At 62.1% G+C, this 23869-nt stretch carries 19 protein-coding genes and 2 pseudogenes; 6 read left to right on the top strand and 15 right to left on the bottom strand.

The window, feature by feature from the left end; translation table 11 throughout:
* Window positions 1-57: 57 nt before the first annotated feature.
* From LMTR21_RS11955 to LMTR21_RS41795, 4 genes and pseudogenes are all read right to left on the bottom strand, one after another.
* Window positions 58-864, bottom strand: coding sequence for a J domain-containing protein (locus LMTR21_RS11955; protein WP_065756917.1), 807 nt, complete (start codon window positions 862-864; stop codon window positions 58-60).
* Between the two features lie 265 nt (window positions 865-1129).
* Entirely contained in the window at window positions 1130-1624 is a 495-nt protein-coding gene (locus LMTR21_RS11950) for a hypothetical protein (RefSeq protein WP_141688687.1), read from the bottom strand.
* A 173-nt stretch (window positions 1625-1797) separates the two neighbouring features.
* A complete protein-coding gene (locus tag LMTR21_RS11945; RefSeq protein WP_246175441.1) occupies window positions 1798-4953 on the bottom strand; it encodes an AAA family ATPase in 3156 nt (1051 codons plus the stop codon).
* An 87-nt stretch (window positions 4954-5040) separates the two neighbouring features.
* Window positions 5041-5118, bottom strand: a pseudogene (locus LMTR21_RS41795) (zinc-ribbon domain-containing protein); the annotation flags it as partial.
* Window positions 5119-5452: 334 nt separating this feature from the next.
* Between LMTR21_RS41795 and LMTR21_RS40795 the strand changes: the two are divergent.
* Window positions 5453-5830 carry a hypothetical protein gene (locus LMTR21_RS40795; protein ID WP_246175440.1) on the top strand — a complete coding sequence of 126 codons (378 nt, stop codon included), beginning with the start codon at window positions 5453-5455 and terminating at the stop codon, window positions 5828-5830.
* A gap of 68 nt (window positions 5831-5898) precedes the next feature.
* Here LMTR21_RS40795 and LMTR21_RS11935 read toward each other — a convergent pair whose 3' ends face one another.
* Window positions 5899-6174 carry a hypothetical protein gene (locus LMTR21_RS11935; protein ID WP_141688686.1) on the bottom strand — a complete coding sequence of 92 codons (276 nt, stop codon included), beginning with the start codon at window positions 6172-6174 and terminating at the stop codon, window positions 5899-5901.
* Between the two features lie 346 nt (window positions 6175-6520).
* Between LMTR21_RS11935 and LMTR21_RS11930 the strand changes: the two genes are divergently transcribed.
* Window positions 6521-6889 carry a hypothetical protein gene (locus LMTR21_RS11930; RefSeq protein ID WP_141688685.1) on the top strand — a complete coding sequence of 123 codons (369 nt, stop codon included), beginning with the start codon at window positions 6521-6523 and terminating at the stop codon, window positions 6887-6889.
* 91 nt (window positions 6890-6980) lie between these two features.
* Here the strand turns inward: LMTR21_RS11930 and LMTR21_RS41450 are convergent, their stop codons facing one another.
* Window positions 6981-7112 (bottom strand): hypothetical protein, encoded by a 132-nt coding sequence (locus tag LMTR21_RS41450; RefSeq protein ID WP_283813551.1) that lies wholly within the window; start codon window positions 7110-7112, stop codon window positions 6981-6983.
* A gap of 322 nt (window positions 7113-7434) precedes the next feature.
* On the opposite strand from LMTR21_RS41450, the gene acdA reads away from it, so the two are divergent.
* Window positions 7435-8649: a 3-sulfinopropanoyl-CoA desulfinase gene (gene acdA, locus LMTR21_RS11925; RefSeq protein WP_065756911.1), complete on the top strand. Its 1215-nt coding sequence runs from the start codon at window positions 7435-7437 to the stop codon at window positions 8647-8649.
* Between the two features lie 38 nt (window positions 8650-8687).
* On the opposite strand, the gene LMTR21_RS11920 is transcribed toward acdA, so the two are convergent.
* Window positions 8688-9041 carry a DUF2200 domain-containing protein gene (locus LMTR21_RS11920; protein WP_065756910.1) on the bottom strand — a complete coding sequence of 118 codons (354 nt, stop codon included), beginning with the start codon at window positions 9039-9041 and terminating at the stop codon, window positions 8688-8690.
* 1331 nt (window positions 9042-10372) lie between these two features.
* Here LMTR21_RS11920 and LMTR21_RS11910 point away from each other — a divergent pair.
* Both LMTR21_RS11910 and LMTR21_RS11905 read left to right on the top strand, forming a co-directional pair.
* Window positions 10373-11749, top strand: a complete 1377-nt coding sequence (locus tag LMTR21_RS11910; protein ID WP_065756909.1) for a cation-efflux pump — start codon at window positions 10373-10375, stop codon at window positions 11747-11749.
* A 192-nt stretch (window positions 11750-11941) separates the two neighbouring features.
* The gene (locus tag LMTR21_RS11905) at window positions 11942-14251 is read left to right on the top strand and encodes a PAS domain-containing sensor histidine kinase (RefSeq protein WP_065756908.1); all 2310 of its coding nucleotides are present in this window, start codon (window positions 11942-11944) and stop codon (window positions 14249-14251) included.
* Between the two features lie 4 nt (window positions 14252-14255).
* On the opposite strand, the gene LMTR21_RS11900 is transcribed toward LMTR21_RS11905, so the two are convergent.
* The 6 genes from LMTR21_RS11900 to LMTR21_RS11875 form a co-directional block, all read right to left on the bottom strand.
* Entirely contained in the window at window positions 14256-15041 is a 786-nt protein-coding gene (locus LMTR21_RS11900; protein WP_065756907.1) for an ABC transporter permease, read from the bottom strand.
* Window positions 15038-15850, bottom strand: coding sequence for an ABC transporter permease (locus LMTR21_RS11895; protein ID WP_065756959.1), 813 nt, complete (start codon window positions 15848-15850; stop codon window positions 15038-15040). Before LMTR21_RS11895 ends, LMTR21_RS11900 begins: the two co-directional genes overlap by 4 nt.
* Window positions 15851-15929: 79 nt before the next feature.
* Window positions 15930-16985, bottom strand: coding sequence for an ABC transporter substrate-binding protein (locus LMTR21_RS11890; RefSeq protein WP_141688684.1), 1056 nt, complete (start codon window positions 16983-16985; stop codon window positions 15930-15932).
* A gap of 31 nt (window positions 16986-17016) precedes the next feature.
* Window positions 17017-18324, bottom strand: a complete 1308-nt coding sequence (locus LMTR21_RS11885; protein WP_065756906.1) for an NAD(P)/FAD-dependent oxidoreductase — start codon at window positions 18322-18324, stop codon at window positions 17017-17019.
* 18 nt (window positions 18325-18342) lie between these two features.
* The gene (locus LMTR21_RS11880; RefSeq protein WP_065756957.1) at window positions 18343-19041 is read right to left on the bottom strand and encodes an HAD family hydrolase; all 699 of its coding nucleotides are present in this window, start codon (window positions 19039-19041) and stop codon (window positions 18343-18345) included.
* 55 nt (window positions 19042-19096) lie between these two features.
* Window positions 19097-20281, bottom strand: coding sequence for an ABC transporter ATP-binding protein (locus LMTR21_RS11875; RefSeq protein ID WP_141688682.1), 1185 nt, complete (start codon window positions 20279-20281; stop codon window positions 19097-19099).
* A 162-nt stretch (window positions 20282-20443) separates the two neighbouring features.
* Between LMTR21_RS11875 and LMTR21_RS11870 the strand changes: the two are divergent.
* Window positions 20444-21390 (top strand): annotated as a pseudogene (locus LMTR21_RS11870) (LysR family transcriptional regulator).
* A 314-nt stretch (window positions 21391-21704) separates the two neighbouring features.
* Here the strand turns inward: LMTR21_RS11870 and LMTR21_RS11865 are convergent.
* Together LMTR21_RS11865 and pdxR are read right to left on the bottom strand one after the other, a co-directional pair.
* Complete coding sequence (locus tag LMTR21_RS11865; protein ID WP_084031055.1) at window positions 21705-21926, bottom strand: DUF1127 domain-containing protein; 222 nt, start codon at window positions 21924-21926, stop codon at window positions 21705-21707.
* Between the two features lie 327 nt (window positions 21927-22253).
* On the bottom strand, window positions 22254-23702 hold the full coding sequence (pdxR, locus tag LMTR21_RS11860; protein WP_065756904.1) for a MocR-like pyridoxine biosynthesis transcription factor PdxR: 1449 nt from the start codon (window positions 23700-23702) through the stop codon (window positions 22254-22256).
* Window positions 23703-23869 lie beyond the last annotated feature (167 nt).

The raw sequence follows: 23869 nt of genomic DNA, 5'->3' as shown, positions 1-23869 counted from the left end.
CGCGCGCTGGCAGGCTACGAGAGCGCCGGTCATCGGGCCGCGCACTGTGCTGACCCGTTAGCGCGCGCTTGCGTCGGAAACAGGCTTGCTTCTGCTCAAGGCATCAATGCGCTTGGCTTCGGCCACGTCGGAGAATGCACCCTTTTGATCGCCCATACGGTGCAGGACAATCCCGCGATCAACATAGCAGTCCGAACAAGCAGGATCCTGCTGGATCGCCAGATCGAAATTGGCGAGGGCGATGTACAGATCCCCGCTGCGATATGCCGAGCTGCCCCGTTCTCGATAATATTTGACGTCTTTGCGCCTCGGCTCGGTGGTCGGGACAACATCTCTTGCAGCAGGAGCAATGCCTGTCGTCACCGAAGGTGAAACGCTGGCCAACCTGGTCGTCTCTTTGAGGTCCTGCGGTTTCAGGGTTCGCTCCTGTGAAGACAGTTCGGTCGATCTGCCGGCAACCGTCTGCACTGGTTCGCGCCTGGATATCTCAGTCACCTCTGCGGAAGCGAGCGGCAGCCTGCCCACTGGGTTGAGCAGCAGGTAGCCTCCGATAAACACCGCCGCCGCAACCGCACTCGCCATCGCGTCAACGCCGAGCCGGCGGATGGCGGCGGAGAACGCACTGCGGTTTGGCTTCTGCTGCTGCCGGCGCGCGGCCTCGAGCAGCCGATCATAGGCCTCTCGTTGCCGTTGATCGCTCAGAATGGCATTGGCGCGAACGATCCGCCTGAACGTGTGTGCAGCTTCCGGACTACCGGGATTGAGGTCAGGATGGTTCGCCTTAACGGCCTTGCGAAATGCAACTCGCAAATCTTCCGCGTCGTCATCCGGAAGTGCGCCAACAATATCGTAAAGAGTTTTCATCGTTACTCTCTAAAAAATTAATACTCCTCAACTCCTCCCCAGCCAAAGCACAGTAAAAATCGAATCCCACCAGCGAAAACGTGAAACGGCGGCATGGCAAAAGAACGACGAAATTAAGGGCGGATGCCCTGCCATTGTCATCTGGAGGACACAGGGCTTACCGCGCCGACGGTGGATGCTGAACACAATTTAGAGGTGCGCGCTGCGCTTGTGCACGGATGATGCGAACGCAGAAACAAGCGAGCCGCTGGCTGTCTCGAATCTGCTACCGGACTGGCGTTCGCTGTCGAGCCGGCTCGATTTCGCACGTAGCGGACGCCTGCAGCAAGATCAGGCGGTCGCGCGCAGCCTTCTCTGCATCCTGATAGCACTGCCGCTCGTACTCGACCTTCAAGCGGGCCCACTGATCCGGATCCACGGTCTTCAGGTCGGATCTCTTGAACTCGCAATCGGGCGCAGGTTGCGGGGAAAGCAGCGCCGGGTCCGGCCGCCGAATTCTTGGCTCCGAATATCGGCGCGGTTCGGGGGATCGGCGGGCGCGTACAACCGCACGGGTGGGAGGCGCTTTGGCTTCGCGCGGGGCTGAATTGAATTCACGCTGCGCGGGATTACGTGCGCAACCGGCAACCGAGATCGAGAACAGGACCGCGCAGGCGGCCAACAATTTTGGGGCGTGCGATTTCAAGCTGGCGGCATGCAGCCGCCCGGTTACAAGCCCGCAAAAATCCTGAGCACGAAACGCTGCACCAGCGATCGCCATGACAATGCTTCCGTAGCAACGCGAGCCGTGTTGGAGCTGCCGATCAAAAATGAAATGCCGCGAGAAACGCGGCGATCATGAACGGAAAATTTGAATTGAACTCTAATAATTACTATGAATGAAACCTAAATCATCCGCGCCGGCGACCGGCTCGCTGATGATCGAAGGCACCTTCAACTGATCTCGGCGAGCAGGGCCCTGGCCTTTCGCAGATCGCTCGTGTCAAAGCCTTCGGTGAACCAGTCGTAGACGGGCGCGAGAAGGTCACGCGCCATTTTCCGTTTGCCCTGACAGTTCAAGAGCCGCGCCGAACTGGTAGCCGCGCGCAATTCCCACGACTTTGCATGCTGCGCGCGCGCAGTGGTCAAGGCATGCTCGAAATACGCCTGCGCCTTCGCCTCGTCCCGCTGCGGCCACCTCAGCGCGATTTCACCGGCAACGCGATGAGCCTCCGCCTCGCACCATCTTTCCCTGGTTTCCCGCATCGCCGTCATGGCCTTGCCGATGCAGCGCCAGGCATCATCGAACTGACCCGAATCCGCATGCGCAATTGCCAGCATGAACTCCTGCTCCGGTGTAAAGATCGTCGATCCGGCCGACCGCCATAGATCGATACCCGCCGTGACGGTCTCGACCGCTTTCACCGCTCCCGTAAGCGTCAGGATATAGCCCCGCCGCAACACGCCTTCCGCTTTCCGGAACGGGGCGCTTTTCTCCTCGGCCAGCGCGACAAGCTCTTTCAGATGCGTATTCGCCGCGTGGTAGTTCCCGCAATAGGTATTAACGAGGATCGGGAAATTCAGCGTAAACATCAACGTGGCGGCATGCTCAATCTGGCGCGCTTCCGTCAGCGCGCAGTCTGCATCGTTCAGCGCAGCCTCGGGATAACCGAGCAGCCATGAGGCCATCGAACGGAACGCCAGGCACGTTACCCGGAGGTCCTGGCCAAATCGCGTCATCAATCGGCGGTGCTCGGCGGGACGATAGAGTGCGAGCGCTTCGTTGTAGTGCGCCCTGGCCTCAACGAGATCCCCCCGCAGCGCGAGCGTACTCGCCATGGTGCGGTGTCCGATCATGCGCGGCACCGCCGCCCCCTCGTTCTCGCCGAGCGCCAGAAAGCGGCTTGCAAGCTCGCGCGCAACGTCACCATTGAAGTTTATGAAATTGACGATCCACTGGCCAAAGAGGGTTGAGAGCAGCAGCGAAGGATCATCGGGAGACTCTCCGAGCTGTGCCGCCCGCTCGATAAACGCCCTCGCCTGCGCCACCGCAGTCTTGGTTTCGGGAGCGCCATATCCCTTGACATGCATCAGCGTGTTCGAGAGCGCGACTTGCAGGACGATCTGCTCGCGCCGCAGGTCGGGCGTGCTGGGCAAGGTTGCGATTTGCGCCAGGGCCTGATCGAGCTGTTCGGCTGCTTCGATCAGCGCCGAGCGCTCCTGTGACCTTAGTCCCGCCTTGCCCCACAGGCGCGCTGACTTCTCGATCAGGTCGGCCTTTGTGTAGTGACGCGCGAGCAGTTCGGGCTGACCATCGGCCATTTCCGGGAACTGGCATTCAAGGATTTCGGCGATGCGCGCATGCAGCGCGCGCCTCGGCTCGCGCAGCAGCGTACCGTAGGCCGCGTCCTGTACCAGCGCGTGCTTGAACAGATAGCTCGCGTGCGGCGGCGTGCCCTGTCGAAACAACAAACCCGCCGCAATGAGCCGGTTGAGGTCGGCATCCAGTTCCGCTTCCGGCTTTCGCGCGACCGCGGCAAGCAGCATATGAGGAAATTCCCGGCCGATCGCAGCGCCGACCTGCGCGGTGTCTTTCGCCGGGCCGAGCCGGTCGAGCCGCGACATCAGCGAAGCCTGCAGGCTTGCCGGAACCGCAACGACAGGCGTAGGCGCCCCTGCGACGGTCCGCTGCACCTCACTCTCGCCCTCAGCATCCAGCACCGCCTTGGTCATTTCCTCGGCGAACAGCGGAATGCCGTCGGTGCGCTCGATGATGTCCTGGCGGATGCCCGCTGGCAGCGACCGGTCGCCGACGACCCCCTCGATGAGGGAATCGATGTCGCGCGGCGCCAGCCGGTTGAGAGTCAGCTCAGTCACGTGCGGCCGTCCGATCCAGGGCGGGCCGAATTCCGGCCTGAAAGTCACAAGCATCAAGAGCCGGTGGCTCACGGCCAGGTCCACGGCCCGGGTGAAGAATTCGAGGCTGGTTGGATCGGTCCAGTGCGCATCTTCGAAAATCATCAGCACGGGATGGATCCGCGCCAGCGCCTCGATGTGCGAAACAAGAGCTTTCAGCGTTTTCTGACGGCGGAGCTGCGGCTCAACTTCAACTGGAGGGTAGCGTCCATCGCCGGGTAGCGACAGCATTTCGGCAAACAGCGCCGCATCCTCCGAAGACGTCGCGCTTTGCACCAGCAGCGCGTCGAGCTTGTCCGCTTTCGCTTGCTGGCTGTCATCGTGAGCGAAGCCGGCGGCGCGCCACATCTCGCCGATCACCGGATAGAGCGTGCTGTCGGTATGCTGCGGCGAGCAGAAGTACTGCAGACGAATCTGCGGTTCGCGCGCAAGCTGTTCCAGAAGCGCGACGGTGAGCCGTGATTTGCCGATGCCCGCTTCGCCGGAGAGCAGCACCACCTGACCTTCGCCGCTCCTGGCCCGCTTCCATCGGCTCAGAATTAGCTCCATTTCTTCATCACGACCGATCAACGGCAGCACATCGCAGCTTTGGAGAGCGTGCGACCGGCTGCTCACCATTGTCCTGCCGGCGACCTGCCAGGCCGCAACTGGTTTTGCTAACCCCTTGATCTCGACCTTGCCGAGATCAAGATACGCGAACTGCGGTCCCGCGATCGTCTTTGTGCGGCCCGATATGACAACGCTGCCGGGCTCTGCGAGCGACTGCAATCGGGCGGCAAGATTCGGGGCGTCACCGAGGATGCCATGCTCCTCGGAGATCGCGCTATCAGACATGTCGCCCACAATCGCAACGCCCGTTGCAACGCCAACGCGCGCGCTCAACTTCTCTTTAGCCGGCAAGGCGGCGATCGCCTGCACCAATGCGAGGCTGGCCTGAACCGCGCGCTCCGCGTCGTCCTCGTGCGCGTGAGGATAGCCAAAACATACGACGGCGCCGTCCCCATGATGTCGCGCGACAAAGCCGTCGAAGCGGGCAATTGTTTCAACAATGCAGCGCCGGTAGCCGGCAATGATTGCGCTGAAGTCTTCGGGATCGAGCCCCGCGGAGAGTTCAGTCGATCCGACAAGGTCGCAAAACAGGACGGTGAGCTGCCGGCGCTCGATCGGCCGCGAGTCCCGCGCCGTCGTTGTCACCGCGTGCGACTCCACGTGCAATCTGGTCCCGCAGTCGCCGCAAAACTTGTTCAGTGCCGGATTCGCCACGCCGCAGGCCGGACAGCGTCGCACGACCGCTGCTCCGCACTGGCTACAGAATTTTCTTTGCTCCGGGACTTGGGCTGCGCAATTCGTGCAGTGCATCCGGACCTCAAGGGATATCAATAGCGGCGGCACAATGCCCCGGAAGTCGAGGGAGCAATATGATCTCCGTCACAACTCCAGGCGCCCGCCCCAGGGTTCCATAGTGATTCTAAAGCGCTGACGTTTGGGGTTGATCATGTCGGTCACGCCTCTGAATCGTGGGTGGTACCACGAGATCGCAGCGCGTTTTTCGTAGGATGGGTGGAGCGAAGCGATACCCATCAATGCGTCCGTTCACACCGGCGATGGGTTTCGCGGAGTATGTCATCGGGCGCGCGTTCGCGCGACCCGTTGGCTCTACCCATCCTGCGAACCGCAACCGAACGATCCGTAAGTGTCTTATCGCATTCTGTGCACACGGTGGCGCGGTCGCGGTACCGAAACGCAACAGGCGACTACAATCAGATCTCAAGATCAGAGTTGTAATGAAGGAACCAACCAGACTCAGGTTAGATTCACTGCGATTGAAACTTGGCTGGGGGCTGCAATGCCATACTTCAATTTTGATCTCGTCATCGGCGCGGAGTTCAAATGCCAGGGCGGCATGATCCTCGAAAATATGGAAAACGCGATCGATAAGGCCGATAGTCTCGCGAGCGAGCTTCGCATCGTTCGCCCCGAGCTGTGTTCCTCCGGATGCGCCGTACGCGTCACCGACGATGAAAGTAACGAGCTCTACCGTACTCCGGTCGAGCTTCGCGGGCGCAGATGAAATCTGCTCCGTCGCGTGAGCCGTAAGCGCACGAGACGAGTTGGTCCGTAGATTTACGGCTCTGTAGATTACGGCAACGGCGCTAGTTGAGTTGGCGGCGATTTCTTGCCCAGGGGGCAGCCCGTTGGTCCCTTGCGGGCCTGCATCCGGGCTGGAGACTCGCTGGAATGGTTCGGATCAGATGCCGATGACTCGGTCGCGCTCATGAACTCGGCAACGGCAATTTTCGATGACCATTCCACGTAACTAACTGCCGCCAACGCAAGTGCGAGCAGGATGATAAGCTCGACTACCACGGTAGTGCTTATTCCCCGCCACTGGATTTGGCCATTGAACAACGGCATCGCGCACCTCCCGAAACCGGGCATGCGACGGCCTTAAATCATCGCGCGATTTCCAGATGTGAACTGCCTCACGTTTCACGCGCACTTGATGCCGCGGCGGAACATTCGAACGCCTTTCCGCCTGGGTCCATCGCGCAGTATCATGGCAGGGCGGAGAAGTTCAGGAGCTGCCGGTAAAAATACGGGGCCGCGTGTGCGGTAGAACACCAACAGGAAAACAACAGTCGTGCTTAAATGAGAAAAGTCGCTCGGAAATGCGATTCCATTTTCCTCTGAATGTGGCCTGATGGGTTGCCGGAGAGCTCGTGTGATTCGCGTTTGGTGACAGTCCACAATGGAGGCTGCCATGAAAGCGTTCGGTCGCGTACTGACGGCATTCGGTCTTCTTGTCTTGTTTTCCTTTCAGGCTGACGCGCACGATCCGTCGATGCCAAACCACGAATGGTTCAACAAGCAGGAAATGAACGCCGCCGCCCGGAAGCGTCTCGGTGTTCCCTGGAAATCCTGTTGCGACAATGGCGATGTGTTCAAGACCCGCTTCAGGGTCGGCGAAGATCGCTCGGACCAGTGGCAATACCTGAAAGACGGCGAGTGGAGAACCATCCCGCCCGACATCATCAAGGAAGAAGACACGCCTGATCGGCTTCCCGTGCTGTTTATCAACCGGCACACGGGCGTCGAGCTTTGCTTCTTCCTGCCGCGAGGAGGTCTTTGATCTGCGCATCTGAAAAGGTGCGCAGATGCCGTAACCTGTGGGACGGATTGGCGAAGGGCTAATCCGTCCCATGCACGTGTGTTGATTTCCGTCACGCCGGCACATGGCGGCGCTTGCGCTCTTTGTGCTCCACGATATGAGCGAGGCCGTAGAGCGGCGCCGCGCGCAGCCCGACGAAGAGGACTGAAGCAAGGGTAATTCGATTGGTGAACTGCCGCGTCATGGTCGGAGCATGCGCGGCTGACTGATTTCAAGCCTGGGTGTCGGCTTTGGTCAAAGGCCGACATCCGGGCTCAGCGGCGGGTTACGCCGGAGCCTGTCATCACTGCGCGAACGCAATTGCGCTCGTCGCGGGCCGCGCCTTACGCGGACCCGTTGGGCTAACTGCCCTACGCGCTATTCTGTATTGCAATTGCACCCTGGCGAGAACACAATTCGCAGGACGGATCAGCAACACCTTCCCCATTCAGAGGCAGCGGCGAATTACGCCTGCGGCTATCGCTCGACCGGAAGAGACGCCAATCCGCGCAGAATGGAAGGATGTCATGGAGCTCTCATCCCAGCAGTTGGCCTTGAAGGAAAAAGCCGCCGCTCTTTCAAACGGTTTGCTGCGCAAACGCGGCGTCGAGATTGATCAATCGCGTGAGTATCCCTGGGATGTCGTAGACGCGCTGAAAGCCGAGCGCTTCATGGGAATGACCATTCCAAAGGAATACGGCGGCCAGGGTCGGAGTTTCCTCGATACGGTGTTGGTCATCGAGGAAATGGCACGCTCGTGTACGGTCTCGGCACGTATCGTCGTCGAGGCCAACATGGGAGCGATCTCGACCGTTATGGCGTACGGCACCGATGCACAGCGCAAGCGCGCTGCCGATCTCGTGCTGGCAGGCGACAAACCGGCGATCTGCATCACAGAGCCTGACGCGGGCAGTGACGCGAGCGGCATGAAGACGCGGGCTGACAAGCGCGGTAACCGCTACGTGCTCAATGGCAAGAAGCATTGGATCACCGGCGCTGGCGTGTCGCGTCTGCACCTGATTTTCGCACGCGTGTTCGATGAGCGCGGTGAGGAACTGGGCACCGGCGGTTTCCTGGCCGTGCGCGGGGAGGTCGAGGGGCTGCGCATGAGCAAGCGCGAAACGACGATGGGACTCTGCGGCATGCCCGAGGGCGAGCTGGTGTTCGAAGATCTCGAGATTACGCCAGACATGGTGCTGCTACCCCCTTCGGGCTTCAGGCGCGGCTTCGCCGACCTTATCAATGCCTACAACAGCCAGCGCGTCGGCGCGGGCACGGTCGCTATGGGGATCGCGGCGGGCGCGCTGGAGCATGCCGTTGAGTGGGCCAAGACGCGCGAGCAGTTCGGGCGGCCGATCGGCGAGTTCCAGGGTCTGCAATGGATGCTCGCCGATATGCAGACACAGCTCACCGCATCCCGCCTGATGCTGTATGCGGCAGCATCCTCGCGCGGTCCCGGCGGCAGCTCATTTCCAGATCCGGCCCTCGCTGCGCAGGCGAAGATCTTCGCGTCGGAAGCTGCGATGAAGATCGTCAACGATGCCCTGCAGGTGTTCGGGGCGCGCGGTTACTCGCGTGACTTCCCGCTTGAGCGCATGGCGCGCGATGTTCGCATGTTCACGATCGGCGGCGGCACGGCACAGGTGCTGCGCACGCTCGTCGCGAGCAAGGTTCTCGGCTGGAAGTTGCCGCAGACGCGCGACGGCTACGTGATGTCGAGAACCAAAGTAGATCGGGACTAACGCTGCCGATGTGGGCAGCGAACATCCAAAGCTCAGGATCATTTTCTTCGCAGAATTTTGTCCATTGCTTTTCCGCGCGCCAGCTCATCGATCAGTTTATCCAGGTAGCGAATTTCCCGCATGGTTGGTTCCTTGATATCTTCCACCCGGACACCGCAAACCACGCCTTTAATCAAGGTTCGCGAAGGATTGATTTCAGGGGCTCCGGCAAAGAACGATTCAAAGTCAGTCTGTTTTTCCAGTTGAGCTTCCAGCTCCTTCTGACCATAGCCCGTCAACCAAGAGATGATCTGATCGACCTCTGTTTTTGTGCGTCCTTTTTTCTCTGCTTTCGCGACGTAAAGCGGGTAAACGCTTGCGAAGCTCGTTGTATAGATCCGATGCTTTGCCATGAGTGCTCCAGGAGAATCTAGTAAAGCATGTAACGCCTGAGATCATCCGGGTGCCCGGCCGCCCCCAGGGCAAAATCTGGCATTTGCCAGAGTTCAAGATATGTCTGAGTTTATTCGCGCGCACGGCGTGTGAAGATGGGCACACTATTGCATCACCGTGGCTCCATGTCGTCGCAGCCCCATATCGGGTTCCAACTACCGGATGACTATCGTCAATTCTTGCTGGCCTGCGCCGGAGGCGATTGTCGCGGTTCGGCCGAGTTCAATTGGCCGCAGGGTGATTGGGGAGTGGACTCTTGCTGAGGCGATATCGGACAGCTGGGGCTACGTGTTGCCGTTGGCTCCCTCGTTCGGTGAATTTGTCGCCGGCCTGTACGAGGAAGACGAAACGGCTTGAGTGCGCCAGGTGCGATAGCGTCAACCCGATGCGCGCGGCGGTGCAAAAATCGATTTTTCTGCAATAATCTATTTTCCCCAGCAACTTCAACGTGATTTGCCCCGTCCAGTCGTCGCATCAAAAATATTCCGCTTCGCCGCAGACCCAAATCACCCTTACAAATCCCGCCATCCCGTCCCGACAAGAGGGGCGTTGGCCATCGTCACGAACGTGGGGCGGGATGCGGTGGACGCAGCAGCGTCGGCGCGAAGCTTGTTCGCAGGGCGGCTTTGGCCGTGAGCGGACACTGGCCGCGCAGGACGTACGGCGCTGAAGCGTACGGCAAAACCGTGTGGTTCTGACACCCGTGGCTGGTGCCAAGCTGCCGGTGGCGAGGTTGATCCGACCGGATCGACCTGGCCATCAAGCCGGCAGCGATGGAGGCAAGAGGAATTCGTCTCCAGGGAGAGCTCGGCATAAGCCGTCAAACCATCGCGCAGGGAATGCCGGAGTGCTCCGGCTGTACCTGTATGCTCGTGTGCGTATTCCCTTGCGCTATTTGCACACGAGACCGCGGGTGCAGCAAGCACCCGGCATTCCCTGCGCCCTCTTATTCAGGGGCGAATGAATTTGCAGAAACTCGGGCGTCGTGCCGCGAGAACGCCGACGCACATTCACTTGTCATCGCCCGGCCTTGTGCGCAATTGCGCACTGGGATCAGGCGACCCAGTATCCAAGAGGCAGCAGTGATTGAACCGATAAGCCACGGCGTACTGGATCCCCCGCATGCGCGGGGGATGACGATCCGTTGTGTAGGGATGGATTGCTTCGCTTGCAATGACGGCTGCTCTCTTAACTCAGAACAACTTGCAACAAATGCTCCTGCAAACGAGTTGCGACAGCGCCTCAAACCCCCGCCTTTCATGTTAACTGCCCCCCTGCTAAACCGCCGATCATGACCAGTTCCCCTACCCTCAAGACCAATGTCGCGGCGATCTCGATCTTCGCCAGCGCCGGCATGGCGGCGGCGAAATTTGCGGTCGGCATTGCGATCGGTTCGCTGGCGCTGATCTCGGAGGCGCTGCACTCTTCCGTCGACGTGATCGCGACCGTCATCACCTGGCTGGTGGTGCGGGTGTCCGACCAGCCGGCCGACGCTGAACATCATTACGGCCACGGCAAGTTCGAGAGCCTGTCGGCACTCTTTGTCATCGCGCTGCTCTATGTGCTGGCCGGCGGCATCCTGGTCGAGTCCTGGAGCCGGCTGAGCGAGGGGGCGCCGCCGCCGACACTCTCGGCGATCCCATTCGTGGTGCTGGTGATCGATATCGCCGTCAATTTCTGGCGCGCGCGGGCGCTGCATCGCGCGGCGCGGGAGACGCGGAGCCAAGCGCTGGCGGCCGATGCGCTGCATTTTGCCTCCGACGTGCTCGGCTCCGCCGCCGTCATCGTCGGCCTCGTGCTGACTGGCATAGGCTTTGCCTGGGGCGACTCGGTCGCCGCGATCGCGGTCGCCGTGATGATCTCGATCATCGGCCTGCGGCTGGGACGTTCGACCATCGAAACCCTGCTCGACCGCGCGCCGGAGGGCGCGTCCGAAAAGGCGACCGCCGCGATCCGCGCAGTACCGGGCGTGGTCGGCGTCGAGCGCGTGCGCGTGCGCATGGTCGGGCCCACGCATTTCATCGACGCCATCGCCAAGGTGCCGCGCACCTATCCGATCGACCGCGTCGAGGCGATCAAGAAATCCGCGCAAGCGGCCGTCAGCAAGGCGCTCGGCGACGCCGACCTCACCTTCACAGCGGTACCGGTCGCGCGCGACAATGAGAGCGTACGCGAGCGCGTCATGGTGATCGCCCGCAATTCCGGCCTCGCCGTCCACCACGTCACCGTGCACGACCTCGGCGAAAAGCTGATCGTCAGCCTCGACCTCGAAGTCGACGGCGACATGGAACTTTTGGCCGCGCACGAGATCGCCCACGATCTCGAGCACAGCATCCGCGAAGATTTCGGCGAGGACGTCGAGGTCGACACCCACATCGAACCGCTCGAGCCGGAACTTCCGCACGGCACCGATGCTGCGCCCGAGCGCGTCGAAGTGATCAGGGCGGCGCTGATGCGCTTTGCCGGCAATGGCGCGATCCACGACATTCATAATGTGCGCGTGCGCGACACCGACGCAGGCGAAATCGTTAACTTCCATTGCCGCGCCGCGCCGTCGCTGAGCGTCATCAAGGTACATGAGAAAGTCGACGAGATCGAACGCGCGCTGCGCCTCGCGTTCCCTTCGATCAAGCGCGTGATCAGCCATGCCGAACCGCCGCGCGCGTAGTTTTGCGGCGCGTTCCCGTTTCGGACTCGCCTCGGCGATGCCTTAATTTGCGTTGGACAAGATTTATTTCGAATTAACGAATCGTTGACTCTCGACAGCCCCAAAAAAGTGGATTCAAATCGCTTTGATTCGGAAGGTGTGCGGGGCGCTTCCGGTCAGTGTGCAAATGGGCTTTCGGCGGGGGTCTACGGCATGGCGCGAGCGCACGCGGCGAACGCGTACGTTCAATCCGATTCGATTAAAGGATTGGCGCAATCGATCGCGAAACCTGCCTATCACCGGCTGCTGACGGCAGAGCCGGCGCTTCGTCGCGCCGTGCCGACGCTCATCATCGCTTTTCTCATCACCATCTGCCTCGGCGCCTTTGTGCAGGTGATCGACCAGAGCCGGCAGAAGCGCGCCGCCATGAAGCGCGACCTCTCAGCGCTCACCGATCTCCTGGCCGATCGTCTTGATCGTGTTGCCTCGGTCCGGCAGGACCGCGCCCTCAATCTCGAGCGGCTGCAGAGCCTGCTGCCTGACCTCATTCCGGCCTGGGGCGTTGCCTCTGGCCGCCATGTCATCATCACCGGCGCCGATCACCGCATCATGGCCCGCGTCCCGGTCGAGGGCGCCCTCGGCGGCAGCGACCGCGTCCTCGACGTCATCAGCACCGCGCAACTGCTCGCCACGCCCGGCCAGCAGGGCGTCATCAACGACATGACGCTGCCGAACGGCAACGGCGCCATGGCGATCTCGAAGCTGATCAAGTCGTTGCCGGGCCAGGTCATCGTCATCCAGGAAAAGAACGAGCCGCTGTGGGGTTCGGATGCCGCGCTATCGGTAACGCTGTCGGCCACCACCGGCTTCGTCGTGCTGATCCTCGGCTTCGCCTTCCACTGGCAGTCGACCCGCGCCCGCGAGGGCGATCTCATCAACGACGCGGTGCGCGGCCGGATCGATACCGCGCTCAACCGCGGCCGCTGCGGCCTGTGGGACTGGGACCTGTCGCGCGGCCGGATCTTCTGGTCGGCATCGATGTTCACGATGCTCGGCCTCGATTCCCGCAACGACCTTCTCACCTTCGGCGAAGTCAACGCGCTGGTGAAGTCCGACGACATCGACCTGTTCGAGATTGCCGACCAGATGATCGCCGGCAAGCTCGACCATATCGACCAGACCTTCCGCATGCAGCATACCGGCGGCCACTGGATCTGGCTGCGGGTGCGCTGCGAACTCAGCCAGACCCAGGCCGACGGCGGGCTGCACCTGATCGGCATCGCAGTCGACATCACCGAGCAGAAGAGCCTCGCCGAGAAGACCGTGGAAGCCGATTTGCGGCTGCGCGACGCGATCGAGACCATCCCGGAGGCCTTCGTGCTGTGGGACGCCGAGGACCGTCTCGTTCTCTGCAACTCGCACTTCCAGCGCCTGCACAAATTGCCCGATACGGCGGTGACCCCCGGCACGTCGTATGAGACCGTGATCGAGGTTGGCAGCATGCCGGAAGTGCGCACCAGGCTGCAGGAGACCGGCGCGCAAGCACCGGGAGCGCGCACGTTCGAGGCGCAACTTGACGATGGAAGCTGGCTGCACATCTCCGAGCGCCGCACCAAGGACGGCGGCTACGTCTCGGTCGGCACCGACATCACCCGCATCAAGGAGCACGAGCAGAAGCTGATCGAGAACGACGCTCGCCTCCGCGCCAACGTCATCGATCTGAAGCGCTCGCAGGCGGAGCTGGCCGACCTCGCCGAAAAATATTCGCGGGAGAAGAACCGCGCCGAGGAAGCCAACCAGGCCAAGTCGAAATTCCTAGCCAACATGAGCCACGAGCTGCGCACGCCGCTCAACGCCATCATCGGCTTCTCCGAGATCATGGGCAGCGGCATGTTCGGCGTGCTCGGCTCCGACAAGTATCAGGAGTACTGCCACGACATCCTGACGTCGGGCAAATACCTGCTCGAAGTCATCAACGACATCCTCGACATGTCGAAGATCGAGGCCGGCCGCATGAAGCTCGACATGGAGCCGCTCGACCTGTCGAAGATCCTGGCGGAGTCGCTGCGCGTGGTCTCGGGCCGCGCCGAGGACAAGAACCTGACACTGGACGCCGATATCGAACGCACCATCTCCGTCGTGGCCGATCGCCGCGCGGTCAAGCAGATCTTCGTCAACCTGCTCTCCAATGCCGTCAAGTTCACCCCCGACGACGGCAAGGTCACCGTGCGCAGCCACGTACTGCCCAACTCGATCGTGCTGATGATTGCCGATACCGGCATCGGCATCGCGCCGGCCTCGCTGCAGCGGCTGGGCAAGCCGTTCGAGCAGGTCGAGAGCCAGCTCACCAAGACCTACCAGGGTTCGGGTCTTGGGCTCGCCATCGCCCGCTCGCTGACCAGCCTGCATGGCGGAACGATGCGGCTGCGCTCCAAGCTCGGCACCGGCACCGTGGTCCGCATCGTGCTGCCACGCGAACCCGAGCAGCCAAAGGCAAGCGCAAAGATCGAGGTCGCCGCCTGACGGCTCACGCGCCCTTCTTCGATCGGCTGGTTGCAATCAGCACCAGGATGAACGACACCGCGGTCATCAGCGTGCTGATGGCCGCAATCGTCGGGTCGATCTCGTCACGGAGCGCGGTGAACATCCGCTTGGTCAGCGGCTGATACTGACCGCCGGAAATGAACAGGGCGACGATGGTCTCGTCCATCGCGGAGATGAAGGCGAAAATGCCGCCTGCGATGACGCTGGCCTTGATCTGCGGCAGCGTCACCACGAAGAAGCTGCGCAGCCTGTTCATGCCGAGGCTGCGCGCCACCATCTCCTGCGTCGCATCGAAGCTCTGCAATCCCGCCGCGACCGAGATGACGACATAGGGCAAGCCGAGCATGACGTTGGCGAGCACGAGGCCGGTCATGGTCGCGACCAGTCCGACCTTGGCGAAGACAAAGAAGATGCCGACCGCGGTGATGATGATCGGCACCACCAGCGGCAGCAGCAGGGTCATGTGGATCAGCCGCATGATCCGCCATTTCGACTGGCTGATCGCATACGCCGCGGCCACGCCGAGCGGGGTTGCGATGATCACGGTGAGCACCGCCACCGTCAGCGTCACGCGGGTCGCCTGCATCCAGGCCGGATTGCCGACATACTCCTGATACCAGCGCAGCGACAGCGACGGCGGCGGGAAGGTCAGGAAACGCGCGGCCGAGAACGACATTGGCGCGATGATCAGGATCGGCAGGATGAGATAAAGCAGCACCAGCGCGCAGATGACGATCAGGGCGATGCGGTATGGGCGGGACATCGTCATTTTTGCCCCAACACGCGATCGAGCGGAATGAAGCGGCTGACGGCGAAGAAGATCAGCCCGACCGCGACCAACAGCACCACGCCGACGGCGCTGGCGGCGCCCCACTGATCGTACAGCTCGACATTGCGGCTCACCAGCATCGATATCATGATGGTGCGGCCGCCTCCGAGCAATTCGGGCGTGATGTAGAAACCGAGGGTGAGCACGAAGACGAGTGTGCTGCCCGCCAGCACCCCGGGCAGCGAGAGCGGCAGAAATATCCGCCAGAAGGCCAGCATGGGACCGGCGCCGAGACTGGCGCCGGCCTGCATCAGATCGCGCGGGATCTGCTGCATGGTGGCGTAGAGTGGCAGCACCATGAATGGCAGCAGAATGTGCAGGGTCGCCACGACGGTGCCAAAGGTGTTGTGGACAAGCGCCAGCGGCTCGTCGATCACGCCGAGCTGGCGCAGCACCTGGTTGATGACGCCGGTCCGTTGCAACAGCGCGAGCCAGGCATAGGCGCGGACCAGCACGCTGGTCCAGAACGGCAGCACCACCAGCGCCAGGATGACGATGCCCCAGCGTTTTGGCGCGACACTCGCTGCATAGGCAATGGGATAGCCGAGCAGCAGCGCCAGCAGCGTCACCAGCAGGCTGATCTGGAACGTCAAAGCGAAGCTGCGCCAGTAGATGTCCTCGCTCCAGATCCGCCGGTAATTCTCGAGCGTAAAGCCGTCGTGATAGACCGACTGCCAGGCGAGCCAGCCGACCGGCAGCACGATCAGCAGCAGGATCACGAGCAGTGCGGGCAGCGCCAGCGCCAGCATCAGGCGCTGCTCGCGACGCTGGTGCCGGAGCGAGATGTCTGGCGCTGGGCTGTGCACGGCCATGGTCCCCGCTGTGACGCTATTTCTGCATGAACGAGACCCAGCGCTTTTCTGCCGCCTCGCCGGCGGGCGACGACCACCAGGCATACGACATCAGAGCCTGCTTCGATGCATTGTCGGGCGCGCTCGGCAGTTGCGCGACGCGTTCCGGCTTGATCACGCCGGTGTCGAACGCCTTGGGATTGGCCGGGCCGTAGTCGATATGCAGCGGCAGGTTGGCCTGGTGGACGGGATCGACAGCTTCGTTCACGAAGCGCTCCGCGGTGGCAAGATTGGGCGCCCCCTTCAGGATGCAGAGCGACGTGCTCTGCAGGATACCCTGGTTGAAGGTGAACCCGACCTTGGCGCCCTCGCCCATCAGCGCGCTGACGCGGCCGTTCCAGGCCATCACCATGTCGACCTCGCCGTCGTTAAGGAGCTGCGCCGACTGCGCACCTGAGGTCCACCACACCGTGATGTTGGGCTTGATCTCCTCGAGCTTCCTGAACGCGCGATCGACGTCGAGCGGATATAGCTTGTCGGGTGCTACACCATCGGCCATCAGCGCTGCCTCCAGCGTCGCGAACGGATGGTTGCGCAGGGCGCGGCGACCCGGGAATTTCTTCACGTCCCAGAAATCGGCCCAGCTCGACGGCGCGGCATCGGGGAATTTCTTCCGGCTAAAGGCGAGCACGCTCGAATAGAATTCGTAGGTCACCGAATAGGCAGAACGATAGGCCTCCGGCATCGCCGCCGCGTTCGGCAGTTTGGCGAAATCCAGCTTCTCGACGACACCCTGCTCGCCGCCGCGCAGACAGTTGCCGGTCGGCATGTCGACGACGTCCCAGGTCGGCTTGCCGCTCGCCACTTGCGATTTCACTGCCGGCCAGGCGTCGGGGATGCTGTCCTGGTTGATAGTGATGCCAAGCTTCTTGGCCGAGGGATCGAGGATGGCGACGGTCTGCGCCTTCTGGTAGGCGCCGCCCTGTGAGACGAAGGTGATCTGGTCCGCGCTGGCCGGCAGACTCGATAAAGTAGCTAGGGCGCTAAGAGAGACTCCAAGCAGTGCACGTCGACACAGAGATGCAATCATCATGTTCAACCTCTCTTGTTATGATCGGGCGCAGCTAACGCCCGACCGCATCCAAAAACTGGTACCAGCCGGCCACCACGCGGACGGCCGGTTCACGCAGCGAATAGAATGGAATGGTCCTGATGCGGCGCGCATCGAGCAGGCCAAGGTCGACTGCCTCTCCGCGCACAAGCGACGCCAGATAGCGGCCCATCAGGCTCGACATGGCGACGCCGGCGCCATTGTAGCCGACTGAATAGAGGGTACGGTCATCGATGCGGCCGACATGCGGTACGGAATCGAGCGTCATGCCGACAAGTCCGGACCAACGAAACTCCAACGGAACACCCGCAAGCTCCGGGAAGATACCGGTCATGGCGCGGCGTAGCGCCTCAAACGCGCTTTCCAAATCCTGCTTGCCGAAGGCGCCGCGACCACCGAAGATGACACGGTCGTCGACCTTGCGGAACCAACGCATCATCCGCTTGGTCTCTGTGTAAGTTCGCCCCGTCGGCATCAGGCTGCCGGCCAGGTTCGGTGACAGCTTTTCGGTAGCGATGAGAGCACTGCGGAACGGCACCAATGTACGCTGCAGCCGCACCGTTGCCGATGTCAGATCGGAATAGGAGTTGGTGGCGATGATCGCCTGACGCGCGCGCACGCTGCCGCCGGGCGTCTCAGCGATGACACCATCGCCATCGCGACGGAGCGCCAACACAGGGCTCTCCTGGAATATCGGCACGCCGCGCTGTGCGACGCCCTTCGCAAGGCCGCGCAGGTAATTCAGCGGATGGATGCCGCCGGACCCCGGATTGAGCACGCCGCCGACAAAGCCTCGCGATCCCGTCTCTTCGCGCACCTGATGGGCATCGAGGATACGAACCTCGGTATCGCCCATCTGTCGCTTCATCCATTCGGCTTCGTCGATCGCCGCCTTGAGCGTTGCCTGATTGTGCGCGGCCTTGACTTGCCCGTTACGCGTCAGCCGCGCACTCTCGATGCCGAATTCGGACACCAGCTCATCGACCATCTCGACGGACTCGTGCGCGATCTCGTACATGCGCCTGGCCGTGGCACGGCCATGGCCAGCATCGATATCGCGGAACGAGAGGCGAAATTTGGCGGTGATGACGCCGCCATTGCGGCCGCTCGCACCCCAGCCCGGATGATTGGCTTCGAGCACAATCGGAGCAAGGCCGCTCTTTGCGATGTGATGCGCCGCAGACAAACCCGTATAGCCCGCGCCGATGACGACGACATCGGCCTTCACCTCGCCGGCAAGCTTCGGAAAGGCAGGCAATGGCTCCGCCGTACTCGCCCAGAGCGAAGCGGCCGGTGCCATTGGGGTCCAGACCTCTGCCATCTCTGCCGCCCTGCCCTTTCAGTTTCCAAGTGCCGCGTCGGCGAACGCCTTCATCGTGGCAAAATGGAAATCGGGCTTTGTGAGCTCCGGCACCTCGGGCGTACCGCCAAAACCTTTCATGCCCTGGCGCCGCTCGATCCAGCAGACCTTGTAGCCAAGCTTGCGGGCGATACCGATGTCGTGATGCTGGCTCTGCGCCACATGCAGGATTTCGGACTGCTTGTAGCCGAACGCGGACTGCCGCCCCTTGTTGTAGGCGAAGAACTCCGGATCGGGTTTGGCAACCCCGGTGTCGTCCGCGCAGACGGTGTCGTGGAAGGGATTATCGAGCGCGTGGGAATAGCACGACAGCGCGACGCGATCCGCATTGGTCATCGCGACCAACCGGAACCTGGTGCGCAGGCGCTTCAGCGCTTCGACCGAATCCGAAAACGGCTGCCAGCGCAGCACCGCCAGTTGGAAGGCGTCGCAGGCGGCATCGTCGGCCGGTAGTCCCAGCTCCTTGGCGAGGTGCCGGTAGACATGGAACATCACTTCGCTCGACCGCTCCGGATGAGCATCACGGCCGCGCTTGTAGGACGCGAAGATCTGATCGTCGCTGAGCTCGGCCGCTTTTCGGCCGGAGATCCGGCGCACGGCATCGAGCACACCGGCCTCGAAATCGATCAAGGTGCCGACGACATCGAAAGTGAGAACCTTGAAGCTATCGTAGGACATTTTCATCTCTTGTTCTGGTTGGTCTGTGGTTGCACTTGCGTTTGACGATCGGCACTCATTGTCGCGCTTTCTCCTGCGCCTTGGGCACGACGATGGTGTCTTCGGGATGGAGAGTGACGGTGAGTTCGCCGCCTATCGGAGGTAACAGGCGCGAGGCCTGGTAATGGCTGGGCTGGCGCAGGCTCAGACAGGTGCCGTCGGGCAGTTGCAGGAATACGCGAAGGCTTTCGCCCTGATAGACGATGTCGGTGACCTTGCCGGCAAGGCGGTTGAGGGCGGAATCCGCCACGCCATCCGCGATCAAGAGCTTCTCGCTGTGCACCGCGAGCATCAGCTCCTCGCCGTCCGGAATTGCGCGCGCGCTTTTCAGCACGGCCGATCCGAGCGCCACGCTAGAGGCGTCGATGCGCCGGACCGGCAGCAGGCTCGCCTCGCCGATGAAACTCGCCACGAAAGAGTCCGCCGGATAATCGTGCAGCCGCTCGGGGCGATCGATCTGGACCAGCCGCCCGTCCTTGAGGATCGCAACGCGGTCACTCATTGTCAGCGCCTCGCGCTGGTCGTGGGTGACATAGATGATGGTGGCGCCGATCCGCCTGTGCAGCTCGCGCAATTCGATCTGCATCGCTTCCCGCAACTGCTTGTCGAGCGCCGACAGCGGCTCGTCCATCAGGATCAGGCGCGGCTCGAAGATCATGGCGCGTGCGAGCGCCACGCGCTGTCGCTGGCCGCCGGAGAGTTGGGCGATGCCGCGCGCCTCGTAGCCCGACAGCCCGACCATGGCCAGCGCGGCGCGCACCCGCGCGGCCCAATCCGCCTTTGGAATCCGTCGGGCGCGCAGCGGAAAGGCGACATTCTCGCCAACGCTCATGTGCGGAAACAGCGCGTAGTTCTGGAACACCACGCCGACGTCGCGCTTGTGCGGCGGCAGGAACGTCACGTCGCGACCGCCGAAATGGATCGAGCCGGACGAAGGCTGAACGAAGCCACCGAGAATACCGAGCAGCGTGGTCTTGCCGGATCCGGACGGCCCGAGCAGGGAGACGAACTCGCGCGGCGCGACGTTCAGGGTGACGTCATCCAGCGCCAGGACCGCGCCATAGCTCTTGCTCGCAGCCTTGATATCGACGCTCTCTCCGCCCTGGCCCAATGATCGACCCCGTTGCGTTGCCGAGGGCGTGCACCGATGCGCGCCATCGACGTCACCTGCGGTGACGCAAGCGACGGTTGAAACCGGCATGATCTCGTCTTATAGACCGGGCACTTCAGGGTGGCTCCCGAGACCGTCCCCGCCGCGCCGGATTTTCAATCTTGCCCGAGCTGGCGGGCTATCACGCAAGCCAACCAGAGTTGGCCGTGAGGGGCAATTGCCAAATTCTCACCGTCGGCATAACATCAGGTTATGCCCGACCTCCGGCGGAAGCTACCCTCGAGCCACGCGCTGTTCGTCTTCGACGCGGCAGCGCGCAACGGCAGCTTCACGGCAGCGGCGGCCGAACTGAACGTCACCCAGCCCGCGGTAAGCCGAATGCTCGGACAGTTCGAGGATTATCTCGGCGTTCGACTGTTCGACCGTAGCAATGGCCGCGCGGCCCTGACGGAAGAAGGTGAGATTCTCTATCGTCACGTGTCGGATGGGTTCCGCAGCATCGAAGGTGGCCTGATCGAGATCGACCGCCGCCGCAAGGGCACCGAAACCGTCACGCTCTCGGTCTCCTCGGCGTTCACCACCCACTGGCTGATGCCCCGCATCGACAAGCTGCAGCGCCAGTTTCCGACCGTCGATCTCCGCTTCCAGCTTATTTCCGGTCCGCTGCGCGGGCCGGTCGACAATGTCGATCTCGGCATGCGCTTTCGCGATCGATACGATCCCGAGCGGAACGGCGCGCTGGTCATGAAGGAAGTCATGCTGCCGATCTGCAGTCCCGCCTATCGCGACGCTGATAGCGCGGACGGGCCGATCGAGGCCAACACCATCATCCGCCTCGCCGATACGCCGGGCGATTGGGCTGCGGAATATCCGACCTTTCTCACCAGACGATCGGGGCCCGCCAAGTCGCTGAGTTTTTCCGACTATGCGGTGGTGGTGCAGGCAGCGTTGCTCGGCCAGGGCATTGCGCTCGGCTGGCTTACCGTCGCGGCGCACTGGCTGCTCACCGGCGCGCTGGTGCCGGCCTCGGAAACGCTCGCACGACACGGCGGCTTTGCGAACTGGTGCACCCGCACGACCGATCGATCCGGCCGGTCGTCAGCGAGATCTGCGACTGGATCATCGAGCAGATGCACACCGACATAGCCGCCATCGACCGACTCTACCCGCGTCTTGGGCTGATGGCGGCGAGTTATTAGGGCGTGTCATGAAAGCGCTGCCCGCGACGAGCTCGCCCAACTCGCCTAAATGGTGATGGGAGAGCAACAGGTGCTGGTGCGCGGTCCACCGAGGTGATGCGCAGTGGGTGTCACGTCGACGCTCGTGTCGCAGGCGTGCGTGCCAGCCAGGCAGATGCGGGCCTGGGGTTGCCGGCTAATCGGCTGACCTCGCTCAGCGCGCGTGTGCGCGGTCTAACGGAAGGTCCAATCTGCGGATGATCGATCAGTCCAATTCAGACGATTGATCGGCGTGCGACGGGCGACGCACAGGCCCGGCGGCGCCGCCGGCTGCGTCATTTCCAGAACGGTTTTGATGCTTCGGCCATGGCCTCTTGCCGCGTCTTGCCGATGTCCTTGAGAAAGTGGTCATCCAGTTCCGACAGGGCTTGTCGCTGCCGCGACCGTTCTGAACACTCGACACACCAGTGCAGGAATCGTAGTCCCCATCCAAGTCGACGATGGGTGGATGCCGCAGCTTCCGTCCAACTGGTGAGCGCATTGACAACAACGGACATGATGCTTCCTCCTGATAACGAGCCTTGGTGGGCGGTCAGGGTGTACTTGCTGACTCCCGGTCTGCGATTGGCGCGCAGCCGCGCACGATCATCTCGGCTCCGCCTCGGCGGGCGCCGATCGACTGAGAGGTCGTGCGCGCGTCAGTCAGGCTGCAAGGGAAAGGACCGCGATCTGAGCTCTTGCAGATCAAGCTGCGGGAACGCACCCGCCGTGCATCGGTCCGTCAACCTTTCAGCGACCCGACACTAGAAAGCGAAGCGGTATGATGGAAGGTCCAATTTACGTGGGATCAATCAGTCCAATGCCGTTGCCTCTGGCGACATTGCTCACGCCGCTTTCGGGCGTCGAAACACGCGTTCATCAAAGCATCTGCACAGCCGCCGCAGTCCTTCGGCAATCCGCGCCGTCTCGATCGCTCCATATCCCAGCATGATGCCGGCCTGAGGCTTTCCCTCCAGCGGGAAGGATTGAATGGCAACGCCGAGGTCAAAGGCTCGCGATGCAATCGCATCGATGTCATCGAACGACGCCGTCCGCGCGTAGGCAGCGATATGCAGCCCGGTGCTCGATGGAATAAGATGGAGGTAATCGCCGAAGTTGCTCCTGATCCCCGCGGTCAGCATCTCATGCCGTTCGCTATAGATGCGGGTCACTCTGCGAATGTGGCGGGCAAACGCACCCTCGTCGATGAACCGCGCCAGCGCGTTCTGCACGATGGTCGGCGTATGCCAATCGGTGACAAATTTCGCCTTGTACGCCGCTTCTCGCAGCGATGGCGGCACGACCATGAAGCCCAGCCGGAGAGCCGGCAGCAACGTTTTTGAAAACGTACCGACATACACAACGCGACCGGTCGTATCGAGGGTCTGAAGTGGTTCAAGCGGGCGTCCGCCGAAGCGAAACTCGCTGTCATAATCGTCCTCGACGACAACCGCGTTGTAGCGCTCGGCCCAGGCAAGCAGGGCACGTCGGCGCGACAGGCTCATGGCCATGCCGAGGGGAAACTGGTGCGAGGGCGTCACGTAGACCATCCTGGCATCGGCAGGCAACGCCGCCACGACCAGACCTTCGCTGTCGACCGGCACGCCGACCACGCGCGCGCCCAGCGCCTTGAACAGGTGTTTTGGAGGCGAATAGCCCGGCTTCTCTACCGCAACGACATCGCCTGGGTCGAGAAGCACGCGAGCGATGATGTCGAGCGCCTGTTGGGTGCCATTCGTCACGATGATGTCGTCGGGCGATCCGGAAACGCTGCGTGAGATGCCGATGTGGCGGGCGATCGCCGCGCGCAGGTCCCGATTGCCCGCGGGATTCTCGTAGCGGCCAGCCGTCATCTCGCGCGAGCGCAGCGCGTGGGCGACGACCCGCCGCCAGATTCGGTGTGGAAACAGCGAGGCGTCCGGAAGCCCCGCTCTGAAGTCGTAGCGCGCCGCGCGAAGGAAAAAAGGCGGTAACGATATCGTCTCCCAAACTTCACGCACCCGAATTGCGCGGGATGTCGAGCGCCTTGTCTTCGATGCAGGACGTTTTGCCTCAAGCTGATGACTGACGAACGTCCCAGCGCCCGTACGCGATGTTGCAAATCCTTCCGCAACAAGGGTTTCATAAGCGATTGCTACCGTCGATCGCGCAACTGCCAGCGCGGCGGCCAGTTCCCGCGTGGCCGATAGCCGCTCGCCGGGTCGAAGGCGCCCGTCCAGAATGGCCTGCCGGATCTGCCGGTATATCTCGCCGCTAAGGTCATCTCGACCAACAAGACTGACATGAAAAGCCACAGTCCCGGAACTCGCGTTGTTTCGGATTGGACTGGCAACCTTGCGCAAAGGCCAATGTTCCATCCTGCCGCCTGGCTAGAATTGGACTGGCCGAGAATCCATGAATTGGCACTTCAACGAGATCCTCTCCCCCTTACGATCGGCCGTGACTCGTTCTGAAAGGGAGA

It is taken from the genome of Bradyrhizobium paxllaeri (assembly GCF_001693515.2).
GTDB lineage: Bacteria > Pseudomonadota > Alphaproteobacteria > Rhizobiales > Xanthobacteraceae > Bradyrhizobium > Bradyrhizobium paxllaeri.
The sequence above is the reverse complement of the archived record's forward strand: the minus strand, read 5'-3'. Positions and strand labels throughout refer to the sequence as shown.

Excerpts from the sequence above, each read along its gene's own strand:
- LMTR21_RS41450 (WP_283813551.1), bottom strand. The coding sequence starts at position 7,112 with ATGACGCGGCAGTTCACCAATCGAATTACCCTTGCTTCAGTCCTCTTC.
- LMTR21_RS11900 (WP_065756907.1), bottom strand. The coding sequence starts at position 15,041 with ATGACGATGTCCCGCCCATACCGCATCGCCCTGATCGTCATCTGCGCG.
- LMTR21_RS11880 (WP_065756957.1), bottom strand. The coding sequence starts at position 19,041 with ATGTCCTACGATAGCTTCAAGGTTCTCACTTTCGATGTCGTCGGCACC.
- LMTR21_RS11955 (WP_065756917.1), bottom strand. The coding sequence starts at position 864 with ATGAAAACTCTTTACGATATTGTTGGCGCACTTCCGGATGACGACGCG.
- LMTR21_RS11920 (WP_065756910.1), bottom strand. The coding sequence starts at position 9,041 with ATGGCAAAGCATCGGATCTATACAACGAGCTTCGCAAGCGTTTACCCG.
- LMTR21_RS11950 (WP_141688687.1), bottom strand. The coding sequence starts at position 1,624 with ATGGCGATCGCTGGTGCAGCGTTTCGTGCTCAGGATTTTTGCGGGCTT.
- LMTR21_RS11935 (WP_141688686.1), bottom strand. The coding sequence starts at position 6,174 with ATGCCGTTGTTCAATGGCCAAATCCAGTGGCGGGGAATAAGCACTACC.
- LMTR21_RS11875 (WP_141688682.1), bottom strand. The coding sequence starts at position 20,281 with ATGCCGGTTTCAACCGTCGCTTGCGTCACCGCAGGTGACGTCGATGGC.
- LMTR21_RS11910 (WP_065756909.1), top strand. The coding sequence starts at position 10,373 with ATGACCAGTTCCCCTACCCTCAAGACCAATGTCGCGGCGATCTCGATC.
- LMTR21_RS11890 (WP_141688684.1), bottom strand. The coding sequence starts at position 16,985 with ATGATGATTGCATCTCTGTGTCGACGTGCACTGCTTGGAGTCTCTCTT.
- LMTR21_RS11865 (WP_084031055.1), bottom strand. The coding sequence starts at position 21,926 with ATGTCCGTTGTTGTCAATGCGCTCACCAGTTGGACGGAAGCTGCGGCA.
- acdA (WP_065756911.1), top strand. The coding sequence starts at position 7,435 with ATGGAGCTCTCATCCCAGCAGTTGGCCTTGAAGGAAAAAGCCGCCGCT.
- LMTR21_RS11930 (WP_141688685.1), top strand. The coding sequence starts at position 6,521 with ATGAAAGCGTTCGGTCGCGTACTGACGGCATTCGGTCTTCTTGTCTTG.
- LMTR21_RS11905 (WP_065756908.1), top strand. The coding sequence starts at position 11,942 with ATGGCGCGAGCGCACGCGGCGAACGCGTACGTTCAATCCGATTCGATT.
- LMTR21_RS11885 (WP_065756906.1), bottom strand. The coding sequence starts at position 18,324 with ATGGCAGAGGTCTGGACCCCAATGGCACCGGCCGCTTCGCTCTGGGCG.
- LMTR21_RS11895 (WP_065756959.1), bottom strand. The coding sequence starts at position 15,850 with ATGCTGGCGCTGGCGCTGCCCGCACTGCTCGTGATCCTGCTGCTGATC.